Below are 20,229 nucleotides of genomic sequence, written 5' to 3'. Positions count from 1 at the left end.
GTGACCTGTGGTGCGGAGCGCTCACGGCACCGCCCGCAGGACCTGCAATTAATCTTGCAGGTAATGGAGACCGGCGAGATTGCTCCAGGCCTGCAAGATTAATTGCAGGTCCTGCGGAAAGCGGTGCTGGAACAGCGCTCCCCGCGACGCATTGCCGGACAAACGCTCGGCTGACGCAACATCGGCCTGCTGCAACGCAGCGAGCTGAACCGGCCCGACACAGAAGGCGCAACGAGCCGGCCCCGGTCGTTCCAACTGGAGCGTCCGGGGCCGGTGAACTCAACTCAAATTACTCGCCGGCCGGGTCCTTGCCGCCGACCCACGGGCCTTCGAGCTTCTGGTAGGCCGGCGGTTGCAGCAGGCTGCCCTTGTCGCCAGCGTTCCAGCCCATGATTTGGTTCGGCTTGCCGCGCTTCTTGCTGCGGGCCTCCCACTGACCGGCCCACGACTGGTCCGCTTCCTTCGGGGCGCGCTTTTCCTTGTCCCAGAACAGCACCTTCCCGTACCGGTAGCTCTGCACGCCCATGTTGACCGTGGCGAACGCCGCGGCGCCGAGTTCCGGGGTGCTGAGCGTCTCGCGCTTGCGCTCGCGGACGCACTGGAGGAAGTTCTCCCACAGGGCGTAAGTGGCGTCACCCTTCTTCGGGTTCTCGAACACGTGAACCGGCTTCTCCTCGCCGTTGGCGGTCTTCGGCTTGGCGGGGCCGCCGGCGATGTTCTGGCCGTACACCGAGAAGCCCTTGATGAAGTCGCCGCCGCCGTCGAACTTGATGGTCGCGAGGTGGCCGCGGATCATCTCGCCGAACTGCACGTCGTTGCACATCGTCGCGCCGACGATGAACTGGCACCCCTCGTCGTAGTCGGCCACCACGGTGGCCACGTCCGGCACGTCGCGGCCGTCGTACTCGAGGTACAGGCCGCCGGCGCCCACCACGCGGGCCGGGAACCGCAGGCCCATGGCCGCGATCATGTGCGTCGTCTGGTGGACGAAGAGGTCCGTGTACATGCCGCCGCCGAACGGCCAGTAGCACCGCCACTGCGCCCAGATGGCGCGGTCGAACGGCTGCGCGTCCGGGGTCGGCCCGAGGGGCTGGCCGTCCACGCTCTGGAACTTGTGCCCGAGCCACATGTCCCAGTCGATGGTCTTCGGCGTCATGTCCTTGGTGAGCGGGTAGTACCGCCACTGGCCGACCGAGCTGTTGCGGAAGTAGCTGGTCTGCCCCTGCATCACCTTACCGATGTTGCCGGCGGCGACGTACTCGTGCGCCGCGAGCCAGGTCGGGTCGGCCATGCTCTGCACGCCGACGGTGACCACCTTGTTGGTCTTCACCGCCGTGTCGACGACCGCGATCGCTTCGGCGATCGTCTTGGTCATCGGCTTCTCCATGTACACATCCTTGCCGGCGTTCATGGCGTCGATCGCCATGCGCGCGTGCCAGTGGTCCGGGGTGGCGATGCACACCAGGTCCACGTCCTTCTGCTCGAGGATCGTGCGGTAGTCCTTGCTGACGTGGTTCTTGTCGGTCTTGTCGAGCCCGCACTTCTCGGCCGACGGGTACAGCCCGCGCCCCTGGATCACGCCCTTGACCGACTGCCCGTCCCACACGTCGCACACCGCGGCCGGCGCGACCGCCTTGCCCTCCTTCTGCATCTGAAGGATGACGCCGATGTGCTGCTGGCACCGGCCGCCGACACCGAGGAAGCCGACCCGCAGCTTCTCGTTGGCGGCCTTGATCCGCGCGTAGCTGGCGGCCGGAAGGGACATCGCGGCCCCGGCCGCGGCGGTGCCGGCGATGAACGCCCGGCGGTTCACGTTCGAGTTCGACATTCGCAGCTCCTGCGGGAGGATTCAGACTACGGACCCGTCACCGGCGATCGGTGCTACCTTCTCAATGGTCACAGGCCCGTCGTCTGGCTCGGAAAATCATCGGTCACGAGTCGGAGAACCCAGGTGCTCACTTCTTTTTCTGCTCGAGCAGCCACGTGTACAGCTCGTCGGTGTCGTAAGCCGCGTCCCACGAGTTGTGCCCGACCTTCGGGTACTCGGTGTACTTGGGGCTGCCGCCGGCCTTCTTGATCGCGTCCACCATTTCGCGCGAGAGGTCCACCTTCACCGCGGTGTCGGCGTCGCCGTGGAACACCCACGTCGGGATGTCCTTGATCTTCTCCGCGTTCTTCACGTTACCGCCGCCACAGATCGGCACGATCGCGGCCCAGCGGTCCGGGTAGGCGGTGGCGATGCTCCACGTCCCGAAGCCGCCCATCGACAGCCCGGTCAGGTACTGGCGCTTCGGATCGGTCTTGTACGCCTTTTGCACCTCGTCGAGCATCGCGAGGGCGCGCTTGGCGTCGTCGGAGGTTGCCTGCCACGTCCGCTTTTCGGACTGCGGGATCACGACAATGAAGGGGAAGTTCTTCTCACGCTTTTTGATCGCCGTGCCGAGACCGACCTCGACCGGCATTTTCTTCCCGCCTTTGGTCTCGCCGGAGCCGTGTAAGAACAGGACCGTCGGGTACTCCTTGGTGCCGTCGTACCCGTGGGGCACGAACACGACGTACGGCGAGGTGGTGCCGTCGGCGTTCTTGAAGGTCTTGTCGACGAACCCGGTTTTCGGTTTGTCATCCGCACGAGTCGGCGCGACCAGAGAGAAAAAGGACACGCAAAGCAGGAACGCGGAGAGGACGCGCATGCGAGGGCCTCCGGTGGGGGGCAGTGTGTTAAAGCCTATCAAACCGACCGCACGGTCGCCAGCAAGAAGGTGAAATGTCAAGTTGCGGGAAGCGTAGGGTCGCGCGCCGTCCTACTCACCACGGCGGCGCAAAAATACTCTTCGCGGCCACGAATGAGGCCTATCTTTGGATAAACCGCTGTGGTGGAATGGATGAACCTGTGAGGATTCACCGATGTCCCGCCCCACCACCCTAAGAGGCTCTACGAAAAAATCACGCTGCGAGGCTGTGATTTGCAGCGATTGGTGCAGAGCCTGAATCTGTTGGCTTCGTAGATTTGGTGAGCCGGCGAAGCAGTATCACTCATATGAGTGATATGTATGATTACCCCTCGCTGGATTCAGACGTGCGCTCGTAATCCTTGGCGTGCCGGCGGCTCTGGATCAGCCACCCGAACGTCCGCTCGACCACCCACCGCTTGCGGATCGGTACGAACCCCTGGGCACCCGGCGGTCGATTCCCGACCTGTAGCGTACACGACAGGTGTTGATCGGCGAACGTGTGCAACTCGTGCCGATGGTACGCCTGATCCACGAAGATGGTCCGGAGCCGGGGTTGCTCGAATCGGGACACCTGGCGAAGCACTCCGATGGCGTCGGCGGCGCTGGCCGCAGTGACTACCACGGCGATCACCAAGCCCAACGTATCGACCAGGATGTGACGCTTGCGCCCGTTGGTTTTCTTGCCCCCGCCGTACCCCCGGTGCCCGCCCGTGGGGGCCGCCTTGACGGTCTGGCTGTCCCGGGCCGCCGCGGCCGGGTGCGGATCGCGCCCGGCCTGCACCCGCACCGCCTCCCGGAGCGCGTCGTTGATCCGCCGCCAGGTGCCGTTCTTGACCCATTTCATGTAGTGGTACGAGACCGAGGACGGAGGCGGGAAGTCGTGCGGCAAGTCGGCCCACTTACAACCGTTGTCGTTGATGTAGAAGACGGCATCAATGATCTCTTTGATGGGGATCGTCTGGCGATGCCCGCGGCCCGCGTTCGGCGGGAACATGAACTCCAGGATCGCCCATTGATCGGCCGTCAGGTCACTGCTATACGACTTGCGTGCTGAAGTATCCGCGCCAAGAATCAATGAATATATATACTAATTTCTCGCACAGCCCCTCAGGCGACTACTCCTTCCGAGCCGTTGCCGCCGCTCCCGAACATCCCCCGCGGGGCGCCAGTGGTGATCGAGGGGCGCGTGCTCGTCCGGCGCTACGGTGTGGCGTTTCATCTCCTGCACAGTTCGCCAGCCGGAGCATCGCCGTGTTCGACCCACGCCTGGGCGCCGTTCTCGTCGCATCACACCACCCAAACTGGCTCGCAGGTCAGGTGTTTGATGTTGATATCCCTCTCCGAACGGCTGGCTAAGAGCAACGCCTCTCGTGACGCCACACGCGGTCTCAAACCGGAACGGTCCGGAGTGGTGCTTTTGGGTCCCTGCGGCATGTGGTGCATGCGGTAGCACATGGCCCTGTGACGGCCCGGGTAAGGGGGGCCGGCTCCCATACGCCGCCTGTGGGCACGAATAAAGCAGCGATGGGCAAATTTTGCCCATCGCGGGGCGAATGTTTACCTCCAAGATAATTCGCCGGCGTGGCGAGTGACCGACAGGCGCCGAACTGGTACCTCGGGACATGCGGGTGCGACTCACGCTGCCGGCTCTTCGATTCCTGTACCCCATTACCGATCCGTCCGTGCGGCGCAAATGCACCGCCTCAAAGCGGCCCAATTCATTCCTATTTCCGTTTGGACGGTGGCATAACGCCATTTCAATCTATATTCTTTCAACTCCACAAATTGCCCGCCCTCGCCGCAGGTTGCGGTGTCCACTGGTGCCGAAATGACCGAGTTTGCCGAAGCTCGCAAGGTGGCCGCGTTGCTCGCCGCCGTGGCCGAGCCGACCCGACTGCGTGTCCTGTGGCAGTTGGCGAAAGGCCCCGAACACGTCGGGAACCTCGCAGAATTAGTGAAAATTAAGATGGTTAACATGTCGCACCACCTCGGGGTAATGCGGCAAGCCGGTGTGCTGGAAGACGAGAAGGACGGGCGCCGGGTGATTTACCGGCTGCGGCCGGACATCTTCACCCCGGGGACCACGCCCGATGTACTCGGCGTGCTGATGCTCGGCAGCTTCCGGGTGGTGCTCCGGGCCAAACCCGAGGCGCCGCCGGTGTCGGCGACCGCCGCCGCCGCCAAAACCCGCCGGAAGGCCGCCAAGAAGTGAAGGCGTGGCGACCGGCGGTCGGCACCGCGGTCACTAAGATGTGGGGATGGACACCTCGGCTCCGCAGGACGCGCTGTCTCGCCCGCTCGGGCGGCAGGTGCTCGTCCTTGCTCTGCCCGCACTTGCACAGCAATACCTGCACCTCGTCGTGCAGCTCTCGGACCAGTTTCTCGTGGGACGGTTTCAGGTATCCGATCCGGCCGCCCGGGTCGGGTACCTGTCTGCGCTGAACACGGCCGGGTACCTGTACTGGTTCGTGTCGAGCTACACCGTTTTAGTGAGCGTCGGGAGCACCGCGCTCGTGGCCCGGTTCGTCGGGGCGCGGGACTTTGCGCTCGCGAACCGGGCCGCGGGCCAGTCGGTCGTTTTGGCCGTTGTGTTCGGTGTTGCGGGTGCGGTTGCGGCGCTGGTGGGGCTGCCGGACCTGATCCGCACCCTGAAACTCGAGGGCGACGCGGCGCGGGTGTGCGTCGAGTTCCTGACGCCCCTGGCGGCCCTTCTCGCGTTCCAAATCACCGAGTCCGCGTGTGCCGCGTGCCTCGCGGGCGCCGGGGACACGCGCACCGGGCTGAAGGTCCTCGGGCTCGTGGCCGTACTGAACGTGCCGCTAGCGTGGGGGCTGTGCTTCGGGTTCGGGCCGTTCCGGGGCTTCGGGTTCATCGGGATCGCGCTGGGCACGGGGCTGAGTCACGTCATCGGGTGCGTCACACTCCTCGTCATCCTCGCGCGCGGCCGGTCGGGGCTGAAACTGCACCTCACCAACTTGGTGCCTGATACCGGCCTGATCCGGCGGCTGCTTTGGGTCAGCGTTCCCGCCGCGATCGACAGCCTGTCGGCCGCGTTCTGCCAGTTGTGGTTCCTCAGCATCGTGAACCGGCTCGGCGACACCGCCGCGTCCGCGCACGGGATCGCGCTGCGCTGGGAAGCCCTTGGCTTCCTCTCCGGCGCGGCGTTCGGCACCGCTGCAATGACGCTGGTGGGGCAGAACCTGGGCGCCCGTACCCCCGACCGCGCCGCCCGGAGCGTGTGGGTGGCGTTCGCGCTCGGCGGGGGGCTCATGTGCTGCATGGGCGTGCTGTTCGTGCTCCTGGCGGAACCGATGTTCAAGGTGTTTTGTCCGGACGCCGACTTGCAACCCGTCGTTGACGCCGGGGTGCCGGCGCTGCGGCTGATCGCGTGCGCGATGCCGGCCCTGGCGAGCCAGATCATTTTCACCGCCGCGCTGCGCGGGGCGGGCGACTCGCGGGTGCCGGTGCTGTTCAGTTGGCTCGGGTTCCTGGGGGTGCGGATCCCGCTGGCGTACCTGATGACCGCCCCGCAGGTGGGCCTCGGCCCGCTCGGAACGGTTCGCGGTGGGGACATGGGGCTGCTGGGCGCGTGGGTCGCGATGTGCGCCGACCTGTGGCTGCGGGGGACGTTTTTCGCACTGCGGTTCGCGAGCGGCAAGTGGAAAAAGATCGAAGTGTGAGCGGTTCGGCTGCCACCGCCGATTCGGCCGCATGTATTTATATCTTTGTTATAATTCGCTTGCGTTCACGCCCCTTGGTGCGTCGGTGCGGCGTGTGGCGCGGGTACAAGCCCGTCAACGACCGGGGCGCACCCGTTACCTTGAAGGGTTTGGCCCTTTCGCGCCTCGCGTGCTGCGATGCTCCAACTCCTGCCGTCCAGTCAGTCCCACTACACGGTCGCGTTCCCGCCGGACGGGCGCTGGCTGGCGGCAGGTGGTCTCGGCTCCGCTGTTGATTTCTGGGATCTGCACGCGCCGTCGCTCCCCTCGCGGCGGGTCGGCCCGTTTTCGGCGGCGGTGATCCGGGTGCCGTTCACCCTGGCCGGCCGATTCGTGCTGGTGGCCACCGAGAGCGCGTTCGTTTTCGAGTTCTCGAGCGCGGGCGCCCCCTGGTCGCTTGAAGGCGAACTCCCGCGGGCGAGCCGGGCGGTCGGCTCGCCCGACGGTAGCAGCTTGGCCACGGTCGGGGCGATTGTGACCCTTTGGCCTGCGCGGCACTGCTCCGGTCGTGGCGCGGCACGACATTTTCAAAGCAAGTGCCGCCGCATTTACGGGGGACGCGAGTCTTTTGGTGGCGAACGGGTAGGGAACTACGGTGTTGCCGGAATCAGGGGGCTCGGTGGCCGGCGGGATCGCTGGTTCGGTGGCCGTATGGGACACGACCGACACTGGCCCGCCGCTGCGCACGTTTCACTGGGGCGTCGGCCCGGTGTACGCTGTGGCGTTCGATCAGAACGGGCCGTGCGCTGCGGCGGCCGGTCATGCCGGCGCGCTCGTTTGGGACGTGGACGACTGAGCCCGATTCGGGCCGCGGCCCTGGCGCGGGGGCGCGGTGCGAGTTATGGTTCCCGGGTAGGGGAAGGGTATGCTCGTCCTGAAAACGGCTTCCGCGGAGGTGCTCGACCTGGCGTTCAGCCCGGACAGCCGCGCCATCGCCGCCGCTGTGGACGGGGCGCACGTGTTCCTCTGGAACCTCGACTCCCCCAACATCGCGCCGGTGCGCCTGGGCCTGGGAGGGAAGTACCGGGCCGGGGGGCTGCGGTTCTCCGCTACCGGGCGCCGGCTGGAGTGGCAGCTCGCCGACGGCTGCCGGGCCTACGACCGTGACGAGCGCGACGCGACCAACGAGTACCCGTCGTTCCTGACCAAAGCCACGGTCTGGAAGGTCGGCCCCGCCGGCGACCGGATCGTTTCGAGCCACGGGATGCCGGACCACTTCCTCGCCGGGTGGCAGTTCAAAGATGGGGAATGGGTCCGCCAGTGGGCGCTGTCCACGCTCCACTTGTCCGTCGAGAGCGTGACCATCTCACCGGCGGGAGACCGGTTCGCGATGCTGACCCGTCCGGCGTCCCCGGGGCGCTGGTGGGACCAGCCGATGCGCCTGGAGGTGCGGGACCTCCCCACGTCGGCGAGCCGCAGCGATGGGACGTACCCGTACAGCTACGCGGGGAAGCTGTGGTTCAGCCCGACCGGCGCGGCCGTGGTCGGCATTCACGGGATGACGCTGCTCTCCTGGTCACTGCCCGCCGGCGGCGGCCCGCGGCTGGCGCGCAACGACAACCGCAAGCATTTCACCGCCCTTGCGTACCACCCGAACGGCCGGCGCCTGTTCGTGACGAGCAACGACGAAACGGTCAACGAGTTCGATGCCGACACCCTCGAACGTACGAACCGCTACACCTGGCAACTCGACCGGCTGAGCGCGATCGCGGTCAGCCCGGACGGCACACTCGCCGCGGCCGGCGCCGCTACCGGCGACGTGGTGGTGTGGGATCTGGAGTAATGCGGAACCCGGAATTGAAGGTTGCAAGGCCCAGAACGGGTGCGCACGCGTTCCGCTCCGCGTGCCGAATTACTTCTTCCGCCACACTTGGTCGGCGGTGAGGCCGAGGCGGGCCATCGTGGGCCGGATCGCGGCGTAGAACCGCTTGGCGTCCACGGGGTAGCCGGCGGTCGGGGCGAGGCCCGGCACGCGCGCGGCCCAAAAACGATTGAACTGCCGCATACACAGCTCGCGCAGGTACTTGCACAGCATCGACGCGAGCGCGACCGCCACGCTGTCGCCGTCCGCCCGGGGGCGAAACACGACCGTTATGGGGCGCGACAGGTTCTCGACCCGGTAGCGACTCTCCGCCGCGCCCTCGCGCTCCGTGACCACCCACCCGGTCGGGAGCGACGCCTGCACGATGGCCGAATAGAAGTTCCGCCCGCCCTGCTTGTCGCACAGGATGAGGAGCGGTTCGCCGTCGTCCGGGATGGCGGCCGTCACCGACTCGATCAGGTCGATCAGCCCGCAGCTCAGCACCGTGGCCTTCGAGCCGGACCCGTCTACGATCTGGTTGAACCGGAGCGTCGGTACGATGCGATAGTCGCCGGTCCAGTTGCCGTTTAAGGCCGTGCGCAGCGGTTCGGAGACGGCCCATTCGGTTTCCGCGTCGATGTGCAACGGCAGGAGGTCGTCGCCGTCGAACCAGAACTCCGCGCGCAGGTGCTCGCCCCAGAGCGGCAATTCGTCCCCGTGCCAGAAGTAGTCGTGAACGCGGGTCGGTTCGGCGCCCGAAATGGCCCACACACCGCGCTCAAGGGCCTCGATACCGCCGCGGGTGTACACCTTCTTGGAATCGTCGATCAGAACCCGCCCGTCGGGCTTTTCGTGCGCCCGCCGCACCACCGATTTGAGCGTGTCCCAACCGGCCGGGTCGCTCTTGGGCAGGCGCAGCGCGATGGCGGCCTGCACCAGCGGACCGAGGTTCGGCCCGTACCCGGCCTCGTCGATTCCCACCACCCAGAGCATCAGAAGGACCTCTCCGCCCCTCCAAACGTGAAGGGCTTCAAAACCACCGCGCGCGGTTCCACCACCGGTCGCAAGATTGCCCGCCCGCGGTTCCGTCCCGGGGCGGTTCCCCGCCTCCTCTTTTTAGGAGAGGGGTTGGGGGGAGGGCTTCTTCGCGCGTATGGTAACCGCATCCGCACCCGCAGGGGACCTCGAATGCTGGCCGACAACCTCTTCCTCAAGATCATCGACAAACGCATCCCCGCGAAAATCGCCCACGAGGACGATTTGTGCCTCGCGTTCCACGACATCATGCCGCAGGCGCCGGTCCACGTTCTGATCATCCCCAAGAAGGTGATCCGCACGCACGCGGACATCGCGCCCGAAGACCAGGCCCTCATCGGGCACCTGCACCTGATCGCGGCCAAACTGGCGAGGGAACTCGGGCTGGTGCAGGGGTACCGGCTCGTGATCAACTGCGACGAGCACGGCGGGCAAACCGTGCCCCACCTGCACATGCACCTGCTCGGCGGGCGCGACATGACTTGGCCCCCCGGTTGAACATGAACACATCTGACCTGCAAACGGTACTGTCCGCGCGCCTTGCGGCGGTCAAAGGGCGCATCGCGGAGGCGTGCCGGCGCGCCGGGCGCACTGCCGATAGCGTTACACTTGTCGCGGTCACCAAAACGGTATCACCGACGGTGGCCGCGCTGGTGCCGCCGCTCGGGGTACGTGCCCTCGGCGAGAGCCGCCCGCAAGAGTTGTGGCGCAAAGCGGAGGCGGTCGCCGGCGCGGACTGGCACCTGATTGGGCACCTTCAGCGGAACAAGATCGATCGCACGGTCCCGCTGGTGTCGTTGGTCCACTCGGTTGACAGCGTGCGCGTGCTGGACGCCCTGAGCGCGTTCGGCCGGAAGCGCGGGGCGCCGGTCGCGGTGCTGCTCGAGGTGAACTGCAGCGGCGAGGAGAGCAAGGGCGGGTTCGCCCCGGCCGACGTGCCCGCACTCGGCGACACACTCGCGGGGCTCGGCGGGGTGGACGTGCGCGGGCTAATGACCATGGCCGCCTACTCGGACGACCCCGCATCGGCGCGGCCGACGTTCGCGCGGCTGCGGGAGCTGCGCGACCAGCTCCGGACCCGCACCGGGCTTGCGCTGAACGAGCTGTCGATGGGCATGAGCAACGACTTCGAGATTGGCGTGGAGGAGGGCGCGACCCTGGTCCGCGTCGGCACCACACTGTTCGAGGGACTCAGCGAAGAGAGATCGTAGCCGCAAGAACGAAGGCAGCAGAGGATTGGCCGCAAAAAAGCACAAAAAGCACAAAAGGGAACCAAGAACGAAAACAAGAGAGTGGGTTCAACACAACTATTCTGTATTCGTTTTCGGTTTCCTTTTGTGCTTTTTGTGCTTTTTTGCGGCCAATCCTCTGCTGCTTTACTTCTCCTTCTTTGGCGGTTCCTTTGCCTTCTGTTCCAACAAGTACGCGAGCAGGTCGTAGAACTCGCTCTCCGGGAGCACGTCGGCGAAGTTGGCCGGCATCGCGGAGAGCAGCGTCTCGCGGTTCTCCGCGACATCCTTCAGTGGAATGCGTTTTTCCTTCCCCTCCGGATCCGCGACGACCAGCACCTCGCCCTCGGCACGCAGCACCAGCGCCGTAATGGTGCGGTCGTCGGTCGTGGTGATTGAGCGCGCCCGGAACGCCTGGTCCACGTTGCGGTTCGGGTCGAGCACGTCTTCGAGCAGACGCTCGGCCCCGCGGACGCCGATACCGTCGAGTTGCGGCGCGATCTTCCCGCCGGCGTCGCCGATCTTGTGGCACGCGGCACAGTGCTTGGCGAACAGCTTCGCGCCTTCCTTCGAGTCCCCCTTTGCCCGCGCGAAGCCGGTCGCGCGGGCCTTCAACACGGTTGCGATCCGCTGGTCCGCGGGCGGGATGTTCTTGGTGAGGTCGGCAACCTGTTTGTCCCACCCAGGCAGGTTCGACGACTTGAGCCGCTCCAGAATCGCCTTCTCCTGAAGGAGTCGTTGCGGGGCCTTGCCGTCCTTGACGGCCGCGAAGAGTACGCCCGCTCCCTCTTTCGTGCTGGCGAGGCTCAGGCCGATCTGCACCGCGACGCGGTACGGGGCGTCCTTGAGGGCGTCACGGGCCACGGACTGCGCGTCCTTCGAGTTCGACGCTGCCAGCGCGAGCAGGCACCCGACCCGGACCGCCTCGGGGGTGTTGGCGTCGGCGAGTTGCTTGCGGATCGCTTCGACCGCGTCCGCCGGAACGTACTTCAACAGTGACTCGGCCGCGCCGATGCGCACCTCATCGGGCGAGTTCGTGGAGAGCGTGGTTGCGAGAGTGTTGACGGCGTCCGGCGTGAGCTTGAGCGTACCGGCGCCGACGGCGGGCAGTGCGTTTAGCACCCGCAGCCCCCACGCAACGCTCTTGGCGTCCGTAAGTGCTTTCTGTGCGTTCCGGAACAGATCGATGGTGGCCGCCGCGTTGAGCTTGGCGCCGCGAGCCTGCACCCCGCGGAACCCGGCCAGTATTGCGTCCGCGTTCGCCTGCTCGGCGAGTGCCGCGAAGAGCACCGTTTCGAACGCGCCCCCGCCGTGCCGCGTGATGTGCTCGGCCGCGGCCGGCAACCGCTCCGCCGGGAGCTTTTTCTCACACAGTTGCACGGTCAGGTACTTCGCGGCCTCGAACTGAGGGATCGCGAGGGCGACATCGGCGTAGGTCGCGTCGTACCCGTCCGGCCACGCCTTCGGGTTGTCGCGCAGACAGTTCCGGAGTGCGATCCGCGCCGCCTGGCGCAGGAGCGTATCGTCCGCGGGGCACTTCGCGAGCACCTCGACCAGCGGCTTGATGTGCTCGGCCTTCGCCCCCCAACCCATCCACTCCGCGGCAGCCCGGAGCACGTGCGCGTCGGCCCTTTCCAACCGGGGCTGCTGACGCCGTGATTGCTCGCTGTTGGGGTGCTCACGGACCCACTCGTCGTGCGCCCGCCGCGCCCGCAATGCGTGCGAGGCCAGGAGCGACGAGTCGCGCCTGGGTTCTGCCTTTTCTGGCGCCTGCCCGTGCCGCCATGCGCGCGCCGCGTCCACCCACAGCCGGTGAGCTTGGTACACGTCCGAGCCGTCTGAGACGGGTTTTGCGTTCACGTCGCGGGCGATGAGCTGGTTCGTTGCCGCGAGCCGCACCGCGAGGTTCGAGTGCCCGAGCAGCTTGTCTATCGCTTCGGGCTTCTCCGTCGTGAGGTCCGTGTACGCGAACTTCGGCGCCGGTGCTTTGCCGTCGGTACCTTTCCACACGATGCGCCAGATGCGCCCGCGGTCCTTGTCGCGCCGGGGGTCCTTCAGGTCCACTTCGTAGTGCCCGATGATCTTGTTGTAAAAGTCGGCGACGTACAGCGCGCCGTCCGGCCCGAGCTTGATGTCCACGGGGCGGAACCACCGGTCCGTGCTCGTCAGGAAGTCGGGCCGCTCCTGCGCCACCGGGGTCGAGCCCTTCCACACGATCTTGTCGGCGCTGATGCAGTTGCTCACCACGTCGCCGAGCAGCATCACGTCCTTGTATTCCTTCGGAAAGTGGTCCGCGTCGTACCACACGAGCCCGCACAGGCCGGTGCTCTTGTGCGGGTGCGCGGTGACGTGCGGGGTGAAGCCCAGCCCGTCGTGCGGCTTGCCGAAGCTCTCGTAGTACGCCCCGGGGACGAGTTGCGTGATGGGCTTCGAGTGGCAGTCCGCGGTGTAGAGGTTGAACCACGGGTCCACCGCCATCCCGAACGGGTTCACCTGCCCGCGGGTCCAGGTTTCGAGGCGCGAGCCGTCCGGGCGGAACCGGAACGTGTTCCCGGACTGCATCTGGATCTCGTGCCCGTCCTTGCCCCTCACCTTGCTGTCGTTGTTGAACCCGTGGCACGCGTACACCCAGCCGTCCGGCATGAGGGTGTACGAGTTGTACATGCCGTGCGTGTCGCGGAACCCGAACCCGCTGAACAGCACCTCGGACTTGTCGGCTTTGCCGTCGCCGTCGGTGTCGGTGTACTTGCGGATCTCGCCGATGCTCGACACGATGCAGCTCTTACAGTCCGGGAGCGGCAGAATCCCGATGGGGATGTTCAGGTCGCTGGCGAACGTCTGAACCTTGCGGGCCTTCCCGGTCTCGGGGTCGAAGTCGGACAGGACAAACAGCTTGTCGGTGGCTTTCGCGTTCGCGGGCGGGAACGGGTAGTGGTACGACGATGTCACCCACATCCGGCCCTTGGCGTCGAAGGCCAGTTGCATGGGCTTCTGGATGTCCGGCTCGCTCGCGACGAGCTGGACATCGAACCCCGGCGGCACGGTGAACTGTTTCCGCTCCTCGGCCGGCGAAAGCGGGTCGGTCGGCGCCATCAGGTGGGGCGGCAGATCGGGCGGCTTGGGCTGCGCGGTCAGGCGGGCGGGACAGGTGAGTCCCCCGAGTGCGACGAGCGCGAAGGAGATGGCGGTCCGCATGCGCGGGCCTCCGGCGGGAGGGAAGGCGGGCAAAAAAGCGAGCGCTGATTAAACCACGACGCGGTACGGTGGGCAACGCAGAAGCACCGGAACCCCGCCCCGCACCCTTCGTCGGAAGGGTGCGGGGCGGGGTTCCGGTGCCGTCGTCGGGCGCCGCCACACGACGGCTACCCTTGGGGCCACTTCGTCATCATTCAGCGGGCGACTTCTGCTGCCCGGCTCGCGCGGACCAGGTCCGCCAGCGCGTCGGCGCTCAGGCCGATGTCCGCGAGCAGCTCGTTCCGCTCGCCGTGCTCGATGAACCGGTCCGGGATGCCGCGGCGCACGACGTTCCGCGTGTCGAGGCCGGCCGCGTTGGCCGCCTCCAGCACCGCGGAGCCGAACCCGCCCTCAACGGTCCCTTCCTCCACCGTCACGACCAGCGGGAGCGCGTCCACCGCGCGGAGGATGGTGTCCTTGTCGAGCGGCTTCACGAATCGGGCGTTGACTACGCCCATGTGGATGCCCTCCGCCTTCAGCTTCTTCGCGGCGGCCACGCAGTTGGAGAGGAGGGTGCCGAACGCGACGAAGCAGCCGTCCTCGCCCCACTCGATCACCTCGGCCTTGCCCAGCTCGATCGGCGCCACCGGCTCGGCGCGCTCCATCGTCTCCAGGTTGGCCTTCGGGTACCGCACCGAGATCGGCCCGGTGTGCTGCAGCGCGAACTTGACCATCGGCGCCACGTCGGCCTCGTCGCCGGGGGCCATGCTCACCATGTTCGGGAACAGTCGCATGTACGGCACGTCGAACACGCCGTGGTGCGTCGGGCCGTCCGGGCCGGTCAGGCCGGCGCGGTCCATCAGGAAGGTGACGTGCAGGTTCTGGAGGCACACTTCCTGGAAGATCTGGTCGAAGCTGCGCTGCAGGAACGTGCTGTAGATGTCCACCACCGGGTTGGCGCCGGACTTCGCCATCCCGGCCGCGAACGCGACCGCGTGGCTCTCGCAGATGCCCACGTCGTGGAAGCGCTCCGGGAAGTCCTCGCGCACCTTCTCCAGCTTGTTCCCCTGGCACATCGCGGCGGTCATCACCGCGATCGTGGGGTCGTCCTGCATCGCCTGGTGGAGCGCGAAGCTGACCGCGTCGGTGTACGCCTTCGCGCCGCCCTTTTTGAACGACACGATCGCGCGGTCCGGGCCGACCTCCGCGAACACCGGCGGGGTGTGGTACGTCACCGGGTCCTCGGCCGCCTGCGGCACCCCGTGCCCCTTGTTGGTGAGCACGTGCAGCAGGATCGGCCCCTTCTGCCCCTTGAGGTCCTTGAGGATCTTGCGCAGCGCCGGCAGGTCGTGCCCGTCCACCGGCCCGAAGTAGCGGAACCCGAGCTCCTCGAACAGCATCCCGTCCTTGATCCACGCCTTCAGCCCGTCGCGCATCGCCTCCAGCGACGCCCGGGCCGTCTCCCCGATGAGCGGGACGTGGTCCAGGATCTGGTTGATGCGCCGCTTGCCGCCCTGGTAGAGGCCGGTCATCCGGCACTGGTCGAAGTACTTCGCCACCCCGCCGGTCCGCGGGCAGATCGACATCTTGTTGTCGTTCAGGATCACCAGCGTGTTCTGGCCCATCCCGCCGATGTTGTTGAGCGCCTCGAACACGATCCCCGACGGGAACGCGCCGTCGCCGATCACCGCGACCGCGTGGTTGTCGGTGCGGCCCATCAGCTCGTCGCCGGCCTTGAGCCCGGACGCGGTTGAGACGCTGCACCCGGCGTGGCCGGTCATGAACAGGTCGTACTCGCTCTCGCCGGGGTGCGGGAACCCCATCAGCCCGCCCTTGGTGCGGATCGTGTGGAACTGCTCGTACCGGCCGGTGATGAGCTTCTGCGGGTAGATCTGGTGCCCGGTGTCCCAGATGAGCCGGTCCTTGTCCTTCGAGAAGTCGAAGGCGAGGTGGAGGGCCACCGTCAGCTCGACCACCCCGAGGTTGCTGGCGAAGTGCGCGGGCCGCGTGGTGAGCACGCGGATCAGCTCGTCGCGGATCTCGTGAGTGAGCTGCTGCAACTGCTCGTCCGAGAGCGCGTGCAGGTCGGCCGGGGATTTGATCTGCGGCAACAGTTGCGTCGTCATGTCGTTCCCCCGGGAAGCGGTGGGGAGTGACCCGAGAGGAGCGAGGGGCGGGGGGCGAAGGCCGGCACCAGCGGGTGCGCCTTCACCCCTCAACCCTCACGTTCCGGCCCTCACTCTCCACTCCCCACTCCCCACTCCTTACTTCTCTCGAGTCACCACGTACCGGGCCAGGTCCGCGAGCGGCTCGCTGCCGAGTCGTTCGGCGGCGGCGACCGCGAGCTGGCCCAACTCGGCTGCCCGCCGCCGGGACGCCTCGGTGCCGAGGAGCCCCGGGTAGGTCAGCTTCCCGCGGGCGGCGTCTTTGCCCACCCGCTTGCCGGCCTTGTCGGCCGTGCTCTCGACGTCCAGCAGGTCGTCGGTCACTTGAAACGCCAGCCCGAACGCGTCCGCGTAATCGTCCGCCGCCTTCAGCGCCTCCGGGCAGGCGCCCGCGGGCCGCTCGGCCTGCGCCGCGAACACCCCCAGCCGCAGCGACGAGCGGAACAGCGCGCCGGTCTTGCGCCGGTGGATGTCTTCGAGCCGCTCGACCCCTTGAAGGGCGGTCGGACCGGCGGGCACGCGGCCTTCGGCTTCGAGGTCGAGCGTCTGCCCGCCGACCATGCCCACCGCCCCGGCGCCCCGCGCCAGCTCCGCACAACTAACCGCAGCGGTCCGGGGCGCGTAACCCGCACACACGACCTCGAACGCGCCCGTCAGCAGCGCGTCGCCCGCGAGGATCGCGAGCGCCTCGCCGAACCTCTTGTGGCACGTCGGCTGCCCGCGGCGCAGGTCGTCGTCGTCCATCGCCGGCAGGTCGTCGTGGATCAGCGAGTACGTGTGAATCATCTCCACCGCGCACGCCGACGGCAGCGCCGCATCGAGGGCGCCGCCCGCCGCCTCGCACGCGAGCGCCACCAGCAGCGGTCGCAGCCGCTTCCCGGGCGAGAACAGGCTGTACGCCATCGCCTCGGTCAGCGCCGGCGGGGCCTCCCGGGTCACCAGCCCCAGCGCGTCGCGGAGTGCCCGTTCGACCCGCTCCTGGCGCGCCTTCAGGGCGTCCAGTAACCGATCGGTCGTCGAACCGGCGCCGCCCGCGGGAGCAGCAATGCTATCAACTTTGCGTTGCAAAGCCAACCGGGTTTGGGTGTCACCGATGTCAGATCCCGAAGTCATTCCGTTATTCCCGGGTCGCGTGCGGGCGGCGGTGCGGGTTTGCGCACGGCGGCCTTCGCAGTTTCGATGGAGGCGACGTGATCGAACGGGCGCAGGTCGGCACCACCCTCTTCGTTCAGCCCGGCGAGCAGTTTCACCTTTTGCTCGGCGTCGCGGAGCTGGCCGTAGCACTGCCGGAGCAGGCTTACGCCCCGCTCGTAACGGCTCAGCGCGTCTTCGAGGGTGGTGGTGCCGTCTTCAAGTTCGCGCAGGATGCCGTCGAGTTCGTCCAGCGCGAGTTCGAACGGGACGGGCTCGGCGGGTGGTTCGGGCATGGCGTGCGTCCCGTCCCTGGGGCTAAGAAAGAAAGGCGGAGTGCGGAGCCCGGGGCGACGAGCGGGGCCGGCGGGGTTACCCCCCGGCCGCTGGGGTCTGGTCCGGGTCCGAATCTCGCGCTCCGGGGTCCGTGCGTTCCGGGTCTGTCGTTTCCGTGGCCGTCACCAGCGAGCGAACGGTGCCGCCGCGGACGCGGGTGAGGAGCAAATCGCCCGGCCGCAGGTGGTCCACCTCGCGGACCAGCCGGCCGTCACCCGTGTGCGTCAGGCTATAACCGCGGCCGAGCACCTGCAAGGGGCTTAACGATTCTAACTGCGCGGAACGCCCGGCCAGCTCCTGTGCCGCCTCAAGGAGCCGGTGGCGGGCCGCGCGGTGCAGCCGCTCGGCGATGTCGTCGAGCCGCTGGCCGGCGTTGTGAACCCGCTGGAGCGGGAGCCGGAACGCCTGGCGCGCGGCGATCTGGTCGAGCCGCTGCTTCGCGAGCCGGAGGCGCCGCGCCACCGATTCGCCCATCCGCTCGCGCAGCTCCCCGAGGGACGCGAGCAGTTCGCGCCGGTCCGGGGTGAGGGCGATGACGGCGGCGGTCGGCGTCTCGGCGCGGTGGTCGGCGACCAAGTCGGCGACGGTCACGTCCGTCTCGTGCCCGACCGCGGACACCACCGGCACCTCGGATTTGAAGACCGCGTCCGCGACGACCTCTTCGTTGAACGCCCACAGGTCTTCGGCGCTGCCGCCGCCGCGGCCCAGGACGATCGCGTCGAAGGCGAGCTTGTTGTTCCGGTGCAGCCAGTTCAGTTGCAGCAAGGCCCGGGCGATGTCCTGCGCGGCGCCCTCGCCCTGCACCCGCGACGGGCGGACGACGAGTTCGGTGAAGGGCCACCGCTGCGCGAACACCTCGATCATGTCGCGCACCGCCGCGCCCGTGGCGCTGGCGATCAGCCCGACGCGCTGCGGCGGGCGCGGGAGCGGGCGCTTGCGTGCGGGGCTGAAGTACCCCTTCGCGAGCAACTTTTCCTTCAACTGCCGCAGCGCGAGTTCCGCGCCGCCGACGCCCTTCGGCTGTACCTCCTCGACGACGAACTGGTACTCGCCCTTGGGGTCGTAGACGGTGAGCCGGCCGCGGGCGATGATCTCCATGCCGTTCCGGAGATCGAACCGGAGCCGCAGGTTGATCCCGCGGAACGCGACGGTTTTGATTTGGGCGGTGGCGTCCTTGAGCGTGAAGTACCAGTGCCCGCTGCTGGCGCGGGTGAAGTTGGACACCTCGCCCGCGACCCACACGGACAGGAACTTGGCTTCCAGTGTGCCGCGCACCTGGGCGGTGAGCTGCGACACCGTGAGCGGCTGAACGGCGGGTTTCGGGACCGCACTCATGGCCGACGCACCAGGTAAATGGGGTCACCCTGCTGATCGTGCATACAGCATACCAGCGTGAGATGTCCGAACGCAGCCCGGTCGGCCCATTCCTGCTCGATCAGCAGCGCGGCCGCGCCGGGCGGTAACGATTGCGGGTCCGAGAGCCGCACCGCGGGCCGGGCGTAGTAGAACGTTACCCCCTCGTCCTTCAGCTTGAAAACGTGCAGCGGCCCGTCCGGAACGTGCTCGCGCAAGGCAGCCCCGGTGGCTTCGGCGTTCCGCCCTGCGGTGCGGCTCGGGACGACCACCTCCACGAACACCACTTTCGCCACCGCCCAGCAAATAAGGAAGGTGAGGAGCAATGGCAACCTACCCCCCAGCCCCCTCCCTGAAGGGAAGGGGAGAGCAGGCACTCCGGAACCGGTTCGCGTATTCGGTTCGCTGGACGGATCATCCAAACTCCCCCTCCCTTCAGGGAGGGGGCTGGGGGGTGGGTTGCCTTTCGTGCTGACCCACGCGAGCAGCCCCATCACCCCGAGGCCCATGAGCCCCGCACTGACGGGCAGCGCGTACCGCACGTTGTGGTTTGGAACGAGCGTCCAGAACAGCAGGTTCGGCCATGTCCAGCAGTGGAGCAGTTGCAACAACAGCTTCCCGCGCCCGTCCCACCGCTTCCAAAAGCTCGGCCGGAACGTGAGCAGCGCGAACCCCGACACCGGCAGGTGCGCGGCGAACACTGAGAGCGGGTACGTCACGAGTTCGGCCCACGGGTAGCCCTTACTTGCCTTCGGGGCGAACCGGTATGCCGCCTCTTTGCGAACCGTGTCCGCCAGCGCGTCCCAGCCCACTTCGTGAACCACCGCGGCGGCCCATAGCGCGCACGCGGCGGTCGCAACACCGACCCCAACGAGGTGCCGCCACCCGAGCAGCAGCCCGAGGCGCCCGCGCCAGATCAGCAGCGGGACGGCGGTGAGGTAAAAGAACGCCGGCGCGGTCCACTTCGTAAGCGCCCCGCCCGCGACGCACAGCAGCGCGCCGACCCAGAATCCGAGGGCGCCGTGGCCTTCGGATTCAACCGCGCGGTACAGGAGTACGATCGCGGCCGTCACCCAGCCCACGAGCGTCATGTCGATTTCCGCGCTCGGCACCTTGTCGAGCCACAGCACTGAGCACGGCAGCAAAAGGGCGATCAGCAGCCCCGCGCGTTCGTCCAGCGTGCGGGAAAAGAGGCCGTACATCAGTACGACCGACAGCGCCGCGGCTAGGGCGGATGGGAGGCGCGCCGTGGCGGCGGTGACTTCGCCGAAGGGGAGGCTGCACAACCCGATCGCGACGTAATGGCCGGGGGGCTTCGTGAGGAACGGCTCGCCGTACAGCGTCGGGTACAGCCAGTGCCCTTCGAGGCACGAGCGGCCGATGATCGCGCGGAGGGATTCGGTCCGGTACAGCGGCCCTGTGGCGGTGCCGTACAGGAACAGGAACACGCACCAGCCCGCGACCAGCAACGGCGCGAGCCGCCCGCGGGACAGCGGGACGTGCAGAGGAATGCGTGTCGCAAGTCGAATCGGCGGCCTCCTTGCTGCGCCGGAG

General features: G+C 67.4%; 18 protein-coding genes. 7 read left to right on the top strand and 11 right to left on the bottom strand.

The genetic code is table 11. The features are described 5' to 3' along the window. Positions 1 to 289: 289 nt before the first annotated feature. From R5W23_RS17685 to R5W23_RS17675, 3 genes are all read right to left on the bottom strand, one after another. Positions 290 to 1,828 carry a Gfo/Idh/MocA family protein gene (locus tag R5W23_RS17685; RefSeq protein WP_261186846.1) on the bottom strand — a complete coding sequence of 513 codons (1,539 nt, stop codon included), beginning with the start codon at positions 1,826 to 1,828 and terminating at the stop codon, positions 290 to 292. A 127-nt stretch (positions 1,829 to 1,955) separates the two neighbouring features. Then, positions 1,956 to 2,690 carry a carboxylesterase family protein gene (locus tag R5W23_RS17680; protein WP_320687432.1) on the bottom strand — a complete coding sequence of 245 codons (735 nt, stop codon included), beginning with the start codon at positions 2,688 to 2,690 and terminating at the stop codon, positions 1,956 to 1,958. A gap of 364 nt (positions 2,691 to 3,054) precedes the next feature. Next, positions 3,055 to 3,807: an IS5 family transposase gene (locus R5W23_RS17675; RefSeq protein WP_320687431.1), complete on the bottom strand. Its 753-nt coding sequence runs from the start codon at positions 3,805 to 3,807 to the stop codon at positions 3,055 to 3,057. On the opposite strand from R5W23_RS17675, the gene R5W23_RS32705 reads away from it, so the two are divergent. From R5W23_RS32705 to R5W23_RS17665, 3 genes are all read left to right on the top strand, one after another. Then, positions 3,807 to 4,088, top strand: a complete 282-nt coding sequence (locus tag R5W23_RS32705; RefSeq protein ID WP_407936143.1) for a CRISPR-associated protein Csx3 — start codon at positions 3,807 to 3,809, stop codon at positions 4,086 to 4,088. The genes R5W23_RS17675 and R5W23_RS32705 overlap by 1 nt on opposite strands. A 472-nt stretch (positions 4,089 to 4,560) precedes the next feature. Next, entirely contained in the window at positions 4,561 to 4,944 is a 384-nt protein-coding gene (locus R5W23_RS17670; RefSeq protein ID WP_261186849.1) for an ArsR/SmtB family transcription factor, read from the top strand. Positions 4,945 to 4,990: 46 nt separating this feature from the next. Beyond that, complete coding sequence (locus R5W23_RS17665) at positions 4,991 to 6,412, top strand: MATE family efflux transporter (protein WP_320687430.1); 1,422 nt, start codon at positions 4,991 to 4,993, stop codon at positions 6,410 to 6,412. 209 nt (positions 6,413 to 6,621) lie between these two features. On the opposite strand, the gene R5W23_RS17660 is transcribed toward R5W23_RS17665, so the two are convergent. Beyond that, positions 6,622 to 6,912, bottom strand: coding sequence for a hypothetical protein (locus R5W23_RS17660; protein ID WP_261186851.1), 291 nt, complete (start codon positions 6,910 to 6,912; stop codon positions 6,622 to 6,624). Between the two features lie 137 nt (positions 6,913 to 7,049). Here R5W23_RS17660 and R5W23_RS17655 point away from each other — a divergent pair, with 137 nt between their 5' ends. Together R5W23_RS17655 and R5W23_RS17650 are read left to right on the top strand one after the other, a co-directional pair. After that, positions 7,050 to 7,247: a hypothetical protein gene (locus R5W23_RS17655; RefSeq protein ID WP_320687429.1), complete on the top strand. Its 198-nt coding sequence runs from the start codon at positions 7,050 to 7,052 to the stop codon at positions 7,245 to 7,247. 69 nt (positions 7,248 to 7,316) lie between these two features. Continuing rightward, positions 7,317 to 8,234: a WD40 repeat domain-containing protein gene (locus tag R5W23_RS17650; RefSeq protein WP_320687428.1), complete on the top strand. Its 918-nt coding sequence runs from the start codon at positions 7,317 to 7,319 to the stop codon at positions 8,232 to 8,234. A gap of 69 nt (positions 8,235 to 8,303) precedes the next feature. On the opposite strand, the gene R5W23_RS17645 is transcribed toward R5W23_RS17650, so the two are convergent. Beyond that, positions 8,304 to 9,245: a hypothetical protein gene (locus R5W23_RS17645; protein WP_320687427.1), complete on the bottom strand. Its 942-nt coding sequence runs from the start codon at positions 9,243 to 9,245 to the stop codon at positions 8,304 to 8,306. 195 nt (positions 9,246 to 9,440) lie between these two features. Here R5W23_RS17645 and R5W23_RS17640 point away from each other — a divergent pair, with 195 nt between their 5' ends. Then, entirely contained in the window at positions 9,441 to 9,785 is a 345-nt protein-coding gene (locus R5W23_RS17640) for a histidine triad nucleotide-binding protein (protein ID WP_320687426.1), read from the top strand. A 2-nt stretch (positions 9,786 to 9,787) separates the two neighbouring features. After that, positions 9,788 to 10,498, top strand: a complete 711-nt coding sequence (locus R5W23_RS17635) for a YggS family pyridoxal phosphate-dependent enzyme (RefSeq protein ID WP_320687425.1) — start codon at positions 9,788 to 9,790, stop codon at positions 10,496 to 10,498. 165 nt (positions 10,499 to 10,663) lie between these two features. Here R5W23_RS17635 and R5W23_RS17630 read toward each other — a convergent pair whose 3' ends face one another. The 6 genes from R5W23_RS17630 to R5W23_RS17605 all read right to left on the bottom strand — a co-directional run bounded on the left by R5W23_RS17630 (position 10,664) and on the right by R5W23_RS17605 (position 20,123). Next, a complete protein-coding gene (locus R5W23_RS17630) occupies positions 10,664 to 13,711 on the bottom strand; it encodes a PVC-type heme-binding CxxCH protein (protein WP_320687424.1) in 3,048 nt (1,015 codons plus the stop codon). A gap of 194 nt (positions 13,712 to 13,905) precedes the next feature. Further along, a complete protein-coding gene (gene dxs, locus R5W23_RS17625) occupies positions 13,906 to 15,816 on the bottom strand; it encodes a 1-deoxy-D-xylulose-5-phosphate synthase (RefSeq protein WP_320687423.1) in 1,911 nt (636 codons plus the stop codon). A 138-nt stretch (positions 15,817 to 15,954) separates the two neighbouring features. Beyond that, positions 15,955 to 16,968, bottom strand: a complete 1,014-nt coding sequence (locus R5W23_RS17620; RefSeq protein WP_320687422.1) for a polyprenyl synthetase family protein — start codon at positions 16,966 to 16,968, stop codon at positions 15,955 to 15,957. Beyond that, positions 16,965 to 17,282 (bottom strand): exodeoxyribonuclease VII small subunit, encoded by a 318-nt coding sequence (xseB, locus tag R5W23_RS17615; protein WP_261185284.1) that lies wholly within the window; start codon positions 17,280 to 17,282, stop codon positions 16,965 to 16,967. The genes R5W23_RS17620 and xseB overlap by 4 nt, the downstream gene beginning before the upstream one ends. A 76-nt stretch (positions 17,283 to 17,358) precedes the next feature. Further along, on the bottom strand, positions 17,359 to 18,657 hold the full coding sequence (gene xseA / locus R5W23_RS17610; RefSeq protein ID WP_320687421.1) for an exodeoxyribonuclease VII large subunit: 1,299 nt from the start codon (positions 18,655 to 18,657) through the stop codon (positions 17,359 to 17,361). Further along, positions 18,654 to 20,123: an ArnT family glycosyltransferase gene (locus R5W23_RS17605; protein ID WP_320687420.1), complete on the bottom strand. Its 1,470-nt coding sequence runs from the start codon at positions 20,121 to 20,123 to the stop codon at positions 18,654 to 18,656. The genes xseA and R5W23_RS17605 overlap by 4 nt, the downstream gene beginning before the upstream one ends. Between the last annotated feature and the right edge of the window lie 106 nt (positions 20,124 to 20,229).

The organism is Gemmata algarum (assembly GCF_034097035.1).
Taxonomy (GTDB): domain Bacteria; phylum Planctomycetota; class Planctomycetia; order Gemmatales; family Gemmataceae; genus Gemmata; species Gemmata algarum.
The sequence above is the reverse complement of the archived record's forward strand: the minus strand, read 5'-3'. Positions and strand labels throughout refer to the sequence as shown.

Coding starts and splice junctions, on each gene's coding strand:
- R5W23_RS17685 (WP_261186846.1), bottom strand. CDS start 1,828: ATGTCGAACTCGAACGTGAACCGCCGGGCGTTCATCGCCGGCACCGCC.
- R5W23_RS17680 (WP_320687432.1), bottom strand. CDS start 2,690: ATGCGCGTCCTCTCCGCGTTCCTGCTTTGCGTGTCCTTTTTCTCTCTG.
- R5W23_RS32705 (WP_407936143.1), top strand. CDS start 3,807: ATGAATATATATACTAATTTCTCGCACAGCCCCTCAGGCGACTACTCC.
- R5W23_RS17670 (WP_261186849.1), top strand. CDS start 4,561: ATGACCGAGTTTGCCGAAGCTCGCAAGGTGGCCGCGTTGCTCGCCGCC.
- R5W23_RS17665 (WP_320687430.1), top strand. CDS start 4,991: ATGGACACCTCGGCTCCGCAGGACGCGCTGTCTCGCCCGCTCGGGCGG.
- R5W23_RS17650 (WP_320687428.1), top strand. CDS start 7,317: ATGCTCGTCCTGAAAACGGCTTCCGCGGAGGTGCTCGACCTGGCGTTC.
- R5W23_RS17645 (WP_320687427.1), bottom strand. CDS start 9,245: ATGCTCTGGGTGGTGGGAATCGACGAGGCCGGGTACGGGCCGAACCTC.
- R5W23_RS17640 (WP_320687426.1), top strand. CDS start 9,441: ATGCTGGCCGACAACCTCTTCCTCAAGATCATCGACAAACGCATCCCC.
- R5W23_RS17635 (WP_320687425.1), top strand. CDS start 9,788: ATGAACACATCTGACCTGCAAACGGTACTGTCCGCGCGCCTTGCGGCG.
- R5W23_RS17630 (WP_320687424.1), bottom strand. CDS start 13,711: ATGCGGACCGCCATCTCCTTCGCGCTCGTCGCACTCGGGGGACTCACC.
- dxs (WP_320687423.1), bottom strand. CDS start 15,816: ATGACGACGCAACTGTTGCCGCAGATCAAATCCCCGGCCGACCTGCAC.
- R5W23_RS17620 (WP_320687422.1), bottom strand. CDS start 16,968: ATGACTTCGGGATCTGACATCGGTGACACCCAAACCCGGTTGGCTTTG.
- xseB (WP_261185284.1), bottom strand. CDS start 17,282: ATGCCCGAACCACCCGCCGAGCCCGTCCCGTTCGAACTCGCGCTGGAC.
- xseA (WP_320687421.1), bottom strand. CDS start 18,657: ATGAGTGCGGTCCCGAAACCCGCCGTTCAGCCGCTCACGGTGTCGCAG.